A 12,738-nucleotide genomic window follows, 5' to 3' on the forward strand; every position below is an offset into this window, starting at 1 on the left:
ATGAATCAGGACTCCCCTCCTTTTCCTGGTGGCACAGGAGAGGAAATCCCGATATTTTTTTGTTTGAATCTATGTTCTTTATTTTCTGTATTTGAATCTATTTTATTTATTTGAATCTATTTTATTTATTTGAATCTATTTTATCGCTTATGAATACAGCTGCTTTATGCTCCAGAACACTGTTTTTCGGAAAAATCCTTCCACCTCTACCGTGAGAGAGCCATCATTCATCTTTTCTACAGCTTTCCTTAAAGGATCATCTGAAGCAATTATCTCTCTGATAGTCTCTTCGTCGGATTCCACAGTTATGGAGGGACCGAACTTTGAATTTGGATCATTGGGAGTATCATACCTGTAAAACTCCCCTACTTTTCCACCCCTCATAAGTAAAGTTACGTAGAGCATCTCACCATTTTCAAGTTCAATTCTCCCCGCAACCTCTTCACTTGCCACCAGTCTTTTAACAAGGGATGGCACGTTATCAAAGTTCTCGTTATAGAGCTCCATCTGCGCACTTAATTCGGAAAAAAGATCGTTCTCCGTACTGGAATTAACAGAAGTTGTAAATAATTCAGCTGCTGTAACATTACCCGCACTGGAAGCATTACCCACACTGGAAGCATTACCCACACTGGAAACATTGCCCACGCCGGAAGCCGCACCTACTGTATTAACAAGCAAAAGCACAACCAGAAGGGAAACAATAGCCCTATTTTTCCAATAAACCATGATTGAAAATAAGAAGCAGGGATATAAAAAAGTTATCAATAGAAATTAAAACTTTCCAAAAAGGGAAGGAGTGGATAAATTGAACTGTCTTAAAATAGAATAATAAAAAACGAAATCAAAACCAAAAATCAGAAACAAAACCAAAATCAAAAACAAAAAACTTACCGGGATAAGTTTTATCCAGCGGCAAGATTTAAAGTTTAAGAGAGGGTCTGAACACCTCAGAACAGTATCTGTCGAAGACCTGGTCTTCAACCTGTTCGCAGATTTTCTTATAATCTTTCGACTTTGGGTCGTGCTTGTTCATAGTCTTTTTGACTTCAGCGTTCATTTTATCAAGAGTTTTTTGGTCGAAACCGTCCGTATTCTCCATAGTAAACATATAAATCATACTCTAGAACTAACTCAGTTAGATGCTTAAGATTTTTGCATTATTAAATATTTATATTACATACACAGTATTACCATAAATATAGAATAATCAGGTAACACGCTGGTAATTAATTGCCAGCTTTTAACTATTTTTGAAAATAGTTTTAATTTGATAATTAAAATATTTATATTATTGCTCTAATATATTAGCTTTCCCTTTTAATCGAACTTCATTTTTACTTCAAATGAGTAGACCTGAGGGATTTGCCAAATAATCCATTATGGCAGCCCCTTTACTCAAAGAAATAATTCATCAAAGCCTGCATAAACGGTTTTTCAAGCAAATTTTAAACAATAAGCTTTTTAGTGCTTACTCATATAAATATTTTACATTTGGAGTATATCCTTCAGGACATACACATCTATACATTACATTAAATATATGAATATATAATGGTTACCTGAAGTCCATAGACCGTCTTATACAGATAAACGGTAGGAAAATAATGTCCTGCATGAATGATTTTCAGTAAACGGTTTTCGGTTCTGCGGAGTCAGGATAAGGCTTTCGCAATCGAATATACATACTGGTTCATGGGGTTAATTTTATTAGCTCTTCAGGTCACTATAAGGTATAGAAACGTATTAGGTATAGAAAAGTATTCGAGTTGATAACAAAGTGCGACCGGTCTCACAAAGAGTGAACGCGAAGAAAATTCACGAGAACAATACCGAGCTCGGGAAATCCACATCCGAACTTCTTATCCTGAAGCCCGAAGGATACCCCCTGAGCGGCATGATGGAAGAATATCCTGTTATTGAAAACAAGGATGTTTTTGAATTCTATGCACGGGAACAGTGGAATGGGAATGTTGCCCGCAAAGGAGATTATCTCTTTGACAAGAGAATGTTTCCTGACTTTGCATACCGCATTATAGATGTGGAACCTGCAGAATCCATAATAGGAAACTCAACATCCATTATCGTAACCGAAGAGGAAAATGGAATATCTCCCTCTGAAGAGATAAAAAGTGATGTTAGATTTGAAGATGTAATAGGGCAGGAACTTGCAAAACAGAAGTGCAGGCTGATCGAACGCTTTCTGGAAGAGCCCGAACGTTTCGGGAAATGGGCACCAAGAAATATTCTGTTCTATGGACCCTCGGGCACTGGAAAAACCATGCTCGCAAAAGCCCTTGCAAGCAAGACCGATGTGCCGATCATTCCGGTCAAGGCTACCCAGCTAATAGGGGAATATGTCGGGGAAGGAGCCCGTCAGATCCACCAGCTATATGACCGGGCAGAAGAGATGTCTCCCTGTATAATCTTTATTGACGAACTTGATGCCATTGCCCTGGACAGGCGATTTCAGGAGCTCAGAGGAGACGTTAGCGAAATTGTAAATGCCCTTCTGACAGAAATGGACGGAATAGTTGAACGCGACGGAGTCTGTACCATCTGTTCGACAAACCGTGTCAATTCCCTGGACTCTGCTGTGAGAAGCAGGTTCGAGGAAGAGATTGAGTTTGTCCTTCCGGAAGAAAAAGAAATCGTTCATATACTGGAATCAAATGTGAAGACGTTCCCTCTGAAGGTAGAGGAATTTGATTTCCAGACACTTGCAAAGAAAGCTAAAGGGCTTTCAGGCAGGGATATTGTAGAAAAAATCCTTAAAACCGCCCTTCATCAGGCAATCATCGAAGATAGGGAAATTGTCAGCGGTAAAGACTTTGAAAAAGCCCTTGCAAGATTGGGCAGGAAAGATTTCACTCAGAACCCAACCCAACTTTATGTATAACCCTTGAAAGAGAAATAACCTAAAAGAGAAAGTGCCTTTTAATCCCTTTTCTATGAGACATTTCCAGGCACCTATCTTAGGTATAACTCTTTACCTGCTTTTACAATTTTCCTGTGCAGACTAATTTATTCAGTCTAAGGAAGTTTTCTTTTCAGCTCTGGTAGTTTATAAGAAGATATTAAAAAGATATTAAGAAGATTTTAAGAAGACATTAAGAAGTTTGGAAGAGAAGTTTCTTATTAAAGCCTCTGGGATAGTTTTATGTATAGAAATCATTATTCTTTATCAGAAGTTCTATTTAAGTAAGGTCTCAACTATACCCTAAACAAGATTTAAAAGGGATTCTCATGAATGAAATACGTGAAGTCGACCGCTTTGAGTGCAGGGTTATAAGCGTAACCCATAACATGGCCTGGAAAGGTGTGACAGTTGAAGAAAATGATACAAAAGGGAGGGTGTACTTCGGAAGGGTCAACGGTGAAATTGAAATCAACCCTGGTGACACATTCTATCTCGGTATCAAGCAGATCTATGAAATCGAAGACAAGACCATGAGAGTTACACTCTACGACGCTGAAAACAAAAACCTGGACTGGACACTTGTCTGAACAACCTGATAATACTGAATAAAGATTCTTTCTGCAGGTTTATTTCCTGTAGAGAGATTTAATCTAATTTTTAAACCCTGCTTTAAAGAAAACTTCAAATATTCCGCAAAAAGCCCTGTACCCAGTATATGAAGGCTCAATCATATCCGTTTATCCAAGTCTGCTTCAGGTATGTTTATCCAAGTCTGCTTATTCAGGTCTGTATGGGATCTCAAGTTCCATCAGGTCTTCGGCTACAACTACATTTTCAAAAACTATTGTTGAATCTTTCAGGATAGGTTCCACATCATCAGTATAACGTGAGCTGATATGGGTAAGGACCAGTTTCCTGACTCCGGCTTCTTTTGCAAGGGCTGCAACCTCACCTGCTGTCGAATGCATGGATTCTTCCGCCCAGTCTGCCATCTCGTCAGCGAAGCTGCCGTCATGAATTAAGAGGTCGGCATCCCTGCTGGCTTCAAGCACTGCTTCACAGGGCCTGGTATCTCCGGTGTACACGATTGTCCTTCCGGGCCTCGGGATTCCCATTACTTCTTCGGGCCTTACGAGCCTTCCGTCCACTTCTACAGGATTTCCCCTTTGAAGTTTTGCAAAAAGGGGACCAGGAGGAACGCCGAGTTCGACTGCCTTTTCCCTGTTAAAACGTCCGGGGCGGGGGTTTTCCACAAGGGCATAGCCAAGACTCGGGATGCTGTGTTCGGTCTTTAAAGCCCGGACTACATAACTTTCCCCTTCTACAGTGTCTCCGGGACTCAGTTTCACACCCCGTATTTCATATTTAAGGTTGAAATAGCCAAGGGCTTTAAAAAGCTCAGTAAATTCCCTGGTCCCTTCAGGACCGTAGATCGTCAACGGCTCTTTCCTGCCCAGGAAGGACATAGTTTGAATGAGGCCAGGAATTCCGAGAAAATGATCTGCATGAAAATGACTAATGAAAATAGAGGACAGACTCATCATCCCCGTTTTTGCCCGCATCATCTGCTGCTGGGTGCCTTCTCCACAGTCAAAGAGTACAAGTTCCCCTTCTCTGTTGATCATTACTGCTGACGGATTTCTGTTACGGGTCGGGAGGGACCCTCCAGTGCCTAGAAAAGTTATGCGAAGCATGATGAACTCACTGATTATGATGAAATTACTAACTGGTAACAATGAAATTATCAGTTACAATGAACTCACTAATTACATCAGAGGTATTTATTAATTGCCAGTCGCTCTATACTCTTTAATAACACTCTCTTTTTCAAGAATCAAACCATAAGCAAACACATATAGTATACAAAAGAGGAATAAGAGATATAAGATAAGTATACGATTTAATATATATAAGCTTGGAAATAAAACTGTATGAAGATGGTATACTATTTATTATAAAAGCTCTTTAAACCCTACAGATTTACATTTCTATAAAACCTCTCCTTCTTATTAGAAGATGGCTTTCCACCTTCAGAAGAAGTTATCCTGTTATGGAACCTTCCCATGAAAGTATAAGATGTCATCTATCACGAAATGAAGGAAGAGAATTATCTATCAACAATTGTAAAGGAAGAAAAAGGAACCGTCGTCATATGTCAGGAAATTACGGAAAAGTTTATCTTGTGGGTTCTGGTCCCGGCGACCCTGAGCTTCTGACCCTGAAAGCCCGTCGGCTGATTGACAGTGCTGAAGTCATTATCTATGACCAGCTCCCTGGAAAAGTGATCCTGGACTCAATGCCGGAAAGCGCAGAGAAAATCGATGTGGGAAAATACGCGGGCAATCACACCATGACCCAGTCCGAAATCAATGAAGTGCTTGTGCAGAAGGCAAAGGAAGGCAAGATGGTGGTCCGGCTAAAAGGAGGGGACCCCTACGTCTTCGGAAGGGGAGGAGAAGAAGCTGAGGTGCTTGTAGCAGAAAACATAGAGTTCGAAGTCGTGCCAGGGATTACCTCTGCAATTGCAGTGCCTGCATATGCAGGAATTCCCGTAACCCACAGGGAAAGCACGTCGATGGTCACCTTTATAACAGGGCACGAAGACCCCACAAAGGAAGAGAGTGGACTGGACTGGGAGACCCTGGCAAAGTTCAACGGGACCATTGTAATCTTTATGGGTGTAAAGATGCTCAGGCGAAATACTGCAGAGCTCATGAAGCACGGAAAGGACCCGAAAACCCCTGTTGCAGTCATAGAGAAAGGGACCCGACCTGACCAGCGGGTAACCGTTGGAACCATTGCAGATATCGCAGACCTGGCAGAAGAACGAAAAGTAAAGGCTCCTGCCATCACAGTTGTAGGAGACGTGGTCCGCCTGCACGATATCCTCGGAGAACAGTTAACGGGAGTGGAATTTTAACCCGACGAAATGACAGGAGAAGGGAACATGACAGAAGGAAAAAAGCCTGTCCTTGCAATCATGAGGCCGGAAAGTTACCGCGAAAAGTCTGAGGCACTTGCCAGAGAGTACGGCTTTGAGCCCATCTATGCCCCCATGATAAAGCTTGAAGGCATGAAAGACGAAGGATTTGAGCCCTTCGTTCAGAGGGTCATTGACGGAACTTCGGATTACGTTGTTTTTACAAGCGCAAACGGAATAACTTTCACACTGGACAAGCTCACGGAAACTGAAAAGGAAAAATTCATCACAGCCCTGAAAAAGACCAGGGTAATAGCAATCGGCCCGAACACGGAGAAAGAGCTTGAAAAAATAGGGATTGAAGATTCTTTCCTGCCCGAAGATTACAGTTCCGAAGGAATTGTAGAAGCTCTCTGCCCTGAGGTAAAAGGGAAAACATTTGACCTTGCAAGAAGCGCTTTTGGGGCTAAGGTTTTGATAGAAGGCCTTGAAAAGTGCGGAGCAACAGTCTATGAGACTCATGTGTACACCCTCAACATCCCTGAAGGTGCAGCCCAAAAAGAGCTCATAGAACGCGCTCTCTCAGGAGAAGTGGATGCCTTTGCCTTTACAAGCTCAATGATGGTCAAAGGCTTTATGAAACATGCGGAAAAGCTGGGAGCAGGAGAGACCATAAAAGAGACTCTTGGCAAGGCTGTTGTAGGCGCCATCGGTACTCCTACAGGAAATACCCTGAAAAAACACGGGATCAATGCAGATGTAATCCCTGATGAGTTCACCTTCGAAGCCCTGATAAAGGCTATGAAAAAAGAGCTATGAACAGCCAGCTCTAAGGGTTATTCAAGAAATCTTCTACAAGTATACTCAGAAATTTATGCTGGGAAAGCGCTCAGAATCTTTCCCGGTGAAGCCATCTGAGGTTTAACTCAAATTGTTTTGAGGACTGGCAAATAAAAGACCCACTAAAAATTTACCCACAAAAGCCGGTTCAAAAAACAATACTTAAAATTCTGGAAAACAATCTTAATTTTGATGGATCGACATGATAGGCATTTCAAAACTTTACTGCGGAACCGTGGAACCTTCTGATGCCCTTCGCTATGGAAGGGACTCAAAGAGGCTTCCCTCTCACCTACTGCAGTTTTCGAAAGATAAAAAACCGGTAGTAGTCTGGAACATGACCCGCCGATGCAACCTGAAATGCGTCCACTGTTATGCCCAGGCACAGGATGTGGAGTTCAAAAACGAACTTTCGACCGAAGAGGGAAAAGCCCTTATCGATGACCTTGCAGCTTTTGGCTCTCCGGTTATGCTTTTCTCCGGGGGCGAGCCCACGATGCGAAAAGACCTGCCGGAGCTTGCAGCCTACGCCAGAGAGAAGGGAATGAGGGCCGTAATCTCAACAAACGGGACCCTCATAGACAAACCCCTTGCAAAAAAGTTAAAAGAGGTCGGGCTTTCTTACGTAGGAATCTCCCTTGACGGCATAAGAGAGACAAATGACAGGTTCAGGGGCATGCAGGGAGCATTCGATGCAGCTCTAAGGGGCCTGCATAACTGCCAGGAAGAAGGCATAAAAGTGGGCTTGCGTTTTACCATCAACAAGCAAAATGTAAAGGACATACCTGCAATCTTTGACCTCCTTGAGAAGGAAAAAATCCCGAGGATCTGCTTCTATCACCTTGTCTATGCAGGCAGAGGCTCGAAGATGGTAGATGAAGACCTTACCCTCGAAGAGTCCAGACAGGCTGTAGACCTGATTATGGAAAGGACAAAGGAGCTGCACAAAAAAGGCTTCCCCGCAGAAGTCCTGACTGTGGACAACCACTGCGACGGTCCCTACCTCTATATTAAGCTCCTTGAAGAAAATCCGGAAAGGGCTGCCGAGGTATTCGAACTCCTCTCGATGAACCAGGGCAATTCCTCGGGAATAGGCATCGGATGCGTTTCCTGGGACGGCGCTGTACACGCAGACCAGTTCTGGAGACATCACTCCTTCGGGAATGTGAGAGAACGGCCTTTCAGCGAGATCTGGACCGACCTTAGCGACGAACTGATGGCCGGGCTCAAGCACAGGAAGCCCCTTATTCAGGCCCGTGGAGACCGCTGTGCAAAGTGCAAATGGTTCGACGTCTGCAACGGAAACTTCAGAGTTCGAGCCGAAGCCGTTTACGGGGATGTATGGGCAGATGACCCTGCCTGCTACCTTACAAAAGAAGAAATAGGATACGACGAGGCCTGAAAACTTTTCAGGCTTATTCCCTTTATCGCTTTCTTTTTTCGGCACTTTTCTTAATCTCTCTTCAGTTTTTGTCTATTTCTTTACATCTGCCAACTCTTAATCTCCCGGATTATTACTCTTCCAGATTATGACTTCCAGATTATGACTTCCAGATTATGACTTCCAGATTATTACTTTAACACTGAAATTTTCTTTTAAAAATAACCATTTATTCCCGCTGAATGCATATTTTAAGGAAAGGACATGCAGGAAATAAGTTGAGGGGGGCAGAATAATACATGAAGTCGATCCATTTACTTCTAATTATTTCATTTGCTTTTACAGTCTTTTCAGGCTGCTTATCCGACAGAGGAGAAACGGGAGTCTATGACAACCAGACAGAGACTCTTTCTTATCAGGGCGAACAATTAACCCCTATTGCACAGCAGCGCAACAATGCCATCAAAGGCACCCAGTATATTGACAGGGAGAGTTACAGGCTGCAGGTTAACGGGCTTGTGGAAAACCCCCGAGATTTTACATATGAAGAAATAACCGGGTTACCTCAAACTTCGAAAGTTGTTGACCTTAACTGTGTAGAAGGCTGGGGTTTTACCGCAAAATGGACCGGGGTCAGGATAGCCGATCTCTTTGAAGAAGTGGGGGCTATGGAAAATGCAACAACAGTTATTTTTTACAGCGCCGACGGGTATTCCACTTCCCTTGATATGAACTATCTGCTGGAAAACGACATCATAATTGCTTATAAACTAAATGATGTAACCCTGCCGCCTGAAAGAGGGTTTCCCCTGCAGCTTGTGGCTGAAGGCAAATATGGATACAAATGGGTGAAATGGATAGTAAGAATTGAGCTCAGTGACTCACCTTACAGAGGGTACTGGGAGGAGCGCGGGTACAATAACATAGCTGATGTCGGCGGACCTGCTTTTGAAAGGAGAGGGTAAAAATCCGTATTGAAACACCAATAATAATATAAGATACCCAGGCTATAGTATACTGTTGTCAGTATTGAAGAATCAAAACCAGAGATTCAAAACCTATTACTGGCTAAATTTGATTATTACAGGGTTTGATCATAACCGCCTTTTATTATTTTATCTTTATGAGAGCTACATTTCATGAGTGCTACGTTTCATTAGTGCTATGTTTCATGATCTGTATCTCATTGCAGTACTGTTAAAAAAGAGGATAACTGCGAGGCAAAGAATATAGTTGTTGAGATTGTTTCTGGAAAAAGGGGGTAATTTGAAGTGGCAAATAGCCATGTTAATACTTTAAACCCTGGGGATCCATTCAGGGACTGGCTTGTTGAAGAGGTTGTAGGACACCGGATTCGCGACAAAAAGTGTCTTGTGGATGTTATTAAGTACAATTCCTCTCACACAGTCTGCAGGTATCAGTTCAAAGGGGAACACTTCAGCGTGATGGCAAAATTTTTTGCAGAACCCACCGGGAAGCTGAAAGCTTACAACTCTTATAAAGGTATGATGAATGAATACCGGAACCTGAAAAAAGCAGCTTCGATAATAAATGTTGCAAAGCCTCTTGCAGTAAATAAAGATTTTAATTGTGCCCTTGTAACCGAACACATACCTGGAAAATCTCTGGGCTGGTACCTTAAACGCGAAGAGGACCTTTATGAAAAGCTTGCTTCAGTGGCTCACATGCTCAGGCAGCTGCATGATAACACACAGTCGTCCACTTACAATAAAGAAAATGAGTTTAGAAACTATCATGACGTGCTGGACCACCTGAAACTGGATTACAGCACCAGGGAAACTTTCAACAAACTCCTTGGAGAATGGTGGTACAGTTCCTGGCTCGACCGGGAATGCGGATGTATGGTTCACAGGGATGTTACCCCCTCCAATTATATTTTTTGCAAAGGAAAGCCCTATGCACTTGATTTTGAAAGTTCCTGGTTTGATGCACATCCTGTAAGGGATCTCGGGATTCTGACTGCGGAACTTAAGAACGAGTTCGAATTGCACAAAGGAGGAGGCTGGAAAGCCGAGCCGTATATAGGGAACTTCCTCTGGAAATACAGCCGCGGAGAAAAGGATTTTTTCTACATTACCAGAATTCTGCCTTTTTTCATGAGTATAGGGCTGCTTCGTTCGGCAAGGCTTCACCAGAGCGATTACAGGGATTACCTGATAAAAGAAGCACGTGAATGTTTAAGTGCAATTCATAGAGGGAATTAAGGAAATAGAGGAATGAAGAATAAAATTAATGGGATTGAAGGTAAAATTAAGGAGATTGAAGGTAAAATTAAGGGGATATGGGAGGCAAGAACATTTCCAGGGACCATGAATCGGAACCCAGCGAGGGTATTGTCACCTTTCTGGGTGCTCCTGCCGGAGCAGGGGAAGAGGTATTTGAAAGCTGTCAGATAAAAGGTGCTATTTTTGACTGCTATCAGACGCTTATCGATATCCACACCGAAGAACACAGGATCGAGACTTATGAGACTGTAAGCGCATGGCTTGCCTACCATGGGGTAAAAGTAAAGCCGGAAAAGCTGTGGGATACGTACATATTTAAGGTACAGGAAAGGATGGAGGACTCAAAGGAGATATACCCCGAGATTAGGGTAGAGGACATCTTTGCCGAGATCTGCAGGGAAAATTCGATCTGGAAAATCGATGAAAAACTCCTCGGAATTGAGACCTCAAGAGTCTTTCGAGCAGCTTCTATACGGAAACTCCGCCCCTTCCCTCAGAGCATAAAGCTAATTGAGCACTGCATAAACATCCCCAAGTGCATAATCTCCAACGGGCAGAGGGTTTTTTCCGAACTGGAACTCCGGTTTCTGGGGCTCTACGACTACTTTGATTTTGTTATTTTTTCGTCCGATGTGGGATACAAGAAACCTGACCTCAGGCTTTTTATGACCGCACTCAAAAGGATGGAACTCGAACTCGAACCCAAGTGTGTTATGTCCATAGGGGACTCTTACGAAAACGAGATACTTCCAGCCAGAAAACTCGGGATGCAGGCAATGACTATTGAAGAAGCCTGGGATTTTTACGGGCTGAAAGACTGATTTTTCAAAAACGTTCCCTCTCTTTTGCGGAGAGGTTTATTGTTTAGGCTCTTTGGCATACTCTATGGATTAAGATGATTTGCAATTCAAGACCGCTTTGGTTTTATGAGGATATCCACACAAAACAACAAAGAGCCATTGTTTACACTAATTCTGTTTCTTGTGGTTCCGGACCTATCTCCTGATATTATTAAAATATCAGAAAGTGAAAGCTCCGGCTTTATATCCCTTCCCATATAGGGTTGTAACCAACATGCAGCCAGAGATAACTTCCCATTACCCTGTAAACTGTTTTTCAGTTCACGCTTAAAATAGCTCCCGCCAGGCTAATCTGGCAGCGTCTGCCAGAGAGAAACAAAAAAGAATTAAAGCCCCACATCGATCTGATTTTGCAATAATGTTCGCTCAAGAGAATGAGAGGTAGAAGAGGATTTAAGAGGGAAGACTATAGTTAATTTGAAGAGATGTATATATATTTATACCATATATGAGTATTTGCATAATGCCTATATACCATGACGCGCATCAAAATCTAAGTAGAGAAAGAATATACACAAGACCCAATATCTGACAAAATTCGATTAAATTCAAAAAAATCGAAGGAGAGTCCCTATGCTCCAAAACGGAAAAATTAAAGGCATAATCTTTGACTGCTACAAAACCCTTATTGACATCAAAACAGACGAAAAAAGCCGGGAGACAAACGAGAGAGTGAGTCGCTGGCTGCTTTACCAGGGAGTGAAGATTGAACCTGATAGGCTCAGGGAAGAGTACAGGTGGAAAGTCGTGAGCAGGCTGGGAAATTCCGGACAGCAGTACCCAGATATCCGCATAGAAGAGATTTTTGCCGAGATCTGTGAAGAAAATACTTTCAGGGAGATTGATTCTTACTGGCTTGGAATTGAAACTGCAAAGGTCTTCAGGACTGCATCCATAAGAAAACTGGAAGCTTACCCGCAAAGCCTCAGGTTGCTTGAAAAATACAGGAACATCCCTAAAGGTATTGTCTCAAACGCCCAGAGAGTCTTTACGGAGCAGGAACTGCGCTTCCTCGGCTTATACGACCGTTTCAACTTCGTGATCATGTCTTCTGACCACTGTATCAAAAAACCTGACACAAGGCTTTTCAAAATGGCTCTTGACCGCCTCGGGCTTGAGCCCTGGGAAGTGCTTTCAATCGGGGACACTCCGGAAAATGACATATATGCACCTCAAAGCCTCGGAATGAATGCAATGCACATCCACAGCGCGTGGAAATACGCATAAGGGCATGAGAACACAAAAGAAAGCTTAAAGGAGAGGAACTGTACCTTTTAATTTTTCTGTATAATTTTTACGGCTGTTTATTCATTTGCTCGTTTTTTGTTTGCTCCTTTTTTGTCTGCTCACTTATGGTCTGCTCACATATGGTCTGCTCACTTATGGTCTGCTCACTTTTTTTCGGCTCACTTTTTGTCTGCTCGTTTTTTGTTTGCCGTTAGACTGATTGTTTGTTAAACAATTATAAATATTTTCATTGGTCATCGGTTAAGCGTTAGGGAATCACTCTCGCATGTGTTTTTATAATAATAATCTAAATATTAGTGCATCTATGTCTCCTCGTCCCCCAC

Annotated in this window: 12 protein-coding genes; 9 read left to right on the forward strand and 3 right to left on the reverse strand. The window is 42.5% G+C overall.

What is annotated here, in order from left to right; translation table 11 throughout:
- Positions 1-147: 147 nt before the first annotated feature.
- Positions 148-729, reverse strand: coding sequence for a hypothetical protein (locus EO98_RS13570; RefSeq protein ID WP_235283606.1), 582 nt, complete (start codon positions 727-729; stop codon positions 148-150).
- Between the two features lie 193 nt (positions 730-922).
- Positions 923-1,120: a hypothetical protein gene (locus EO98_RS13575; RefSeq protein WP_048140475.1), complete on the reverse strand. Its 198-nt coding sequence runs from the start codon at positions 1,118-1,120 to the stop codon at positions 923-925.
- A 660-nt stretch (positions 1,121-1,780) separates the two neighbouring features.
- On the opposite strand from EO98_RS13575, the gene EO98_RS13580 reads away from it, so the two are divergent.
- Positions 1,781-2,899: an AAA family ATPase gene (locus EO98_RS13580; protein WP_048140477.1), complete on the forward strand. Its 1,119-nt coding sequence runs from the start codon at positions 1,781-1,783 to the stop codon at positions 2,897-2,899.
- Positions 2,900-3,246: 347 nt separating this feature from the next.
- Positions 3,247-3,507 (forward strand): hypothetical protein, encoded by a 261-nt coding sequence (locus EO98_RS13585; protein ID WP_048140480.1) that lies wholly within the window; start codon positions 3,247-3,249, stop codon positions 3,505-3,507.
- A 189-nt stretch (positions 3,508-3,696) separates the two neighbouring features.
- Here the strand turns inward: EO98_RS13585 and rnz are convergent, their stop codons facing one another.
- On the reverse strand, positions 3,697-4,614 hold the full coding sequence (rnz, locus tag EO98_RS13590) for a ribonuclease Z (RefSeq protein WP_048140482.1): 918 nt from the start codon (positions 4,612-4,614) through the stop codon (positions 3,697-3,699).
- A 458-nt stretch (positions 4,615-5,072) separates the two neighbouring features.
- Between rnz and cobA the strand changes: the two genes are divergently transcribed.
- The 7 genes from cobA (at position 5,073) to EO98_RS13625 (ending at position 12,394) form a co-directional block, all read left to right on the forward strand.
- A complete protein-coding gene (cobA, locus tag EO98_RS13595) occupies positions 5,073-5,840 on the forward strand; it encodes a uroporphyrinogen-III C-methyltransferase (protein WP_048140484.1) in 768 nt (255 codons plus the stop codon).
- A gap of 27 nt (positions 5,841-5,867) precedes the next feature.
- On the forward strand, positions 5,868-6,659 hold the full coding sequence (locus EO98_RS13600; RefSeq protein ID WP_048140486.1) for a uroporphyrinogen-III synthase: 792 nt from the start codon (positions 5,868-5,870) through the stop codon (positions 6,657-6,659).
- A gap of 223 nt (positions 6,660-6,882) precedes the next feature.
- Entirely contained in the window at positions 6,883-8,082 is a 1,200-nt protein-coding gene (ahbC, locus tag EO98_RS13605; protein WP_048140491.1) for a 12,18-didecarboxysiroheme deacetylase, read from the forward strand.
- A gap of 278 nt (positions 8,083-8,360) precedes the next feature.
- Positions 8,361-9,026: a molybdopterin-dependent oxidoreductase gene (locus tag EO98_RS13610; protein WP_048140493.1), complete on the forward strand. Its 666-nt coding sequence runs from the start codon at positions 8,361-8,363 to the stop codon at positions 9,024-9,026.
- A 306-nt stretch (positions 9,027-9,332) separates the two neighbouring features.
- Complete coding sequence (locus EO98_RS13615; protein WP_048140497.1) at positions 9,333-10,286, forward strand: phosphotransferase; 954 nt, start codon at positions 9,333-9,335, stop codon at positions 10,284-10,286.
- 77 nt (positions 10,287-10,363) lie between these two features.
- Positions 10,364-11,128, forward strand: coding sequence for an HAD family hydrolase (locus EO98_RS13620; RefSeq protein WP_048140500.1), 765 nt, complete (start codon positions 10,364-10,366; stop codon positions 11,126-11,128).
- A 612-nt stretch (positions 11,129-11,740) separates the two neighbouring features.
- Positions 11,741-12,394, forward strand: a complete 654-nt coding sequence (locus EO98_RS13625; RefSeq protein ID WP_048140502.1) for an HAD family hydrolase — start codon at positions 11,741-11,743, stop codon at positions 12,392-12,394.
- The last annotated feature ends 344 nt before the right edge of the window (positions 12,395-12,738 follow it).

The sequence above is a fragment of the Methanosarcina sp. 2.H.T.1A.6 genome (genome assembly GCF_000979455.1).
GTDB lineage: Archaea > Halobacteriota > Methanosarcinia > Methanosarcinales > Methanosarcinaceae > Methanosarcina.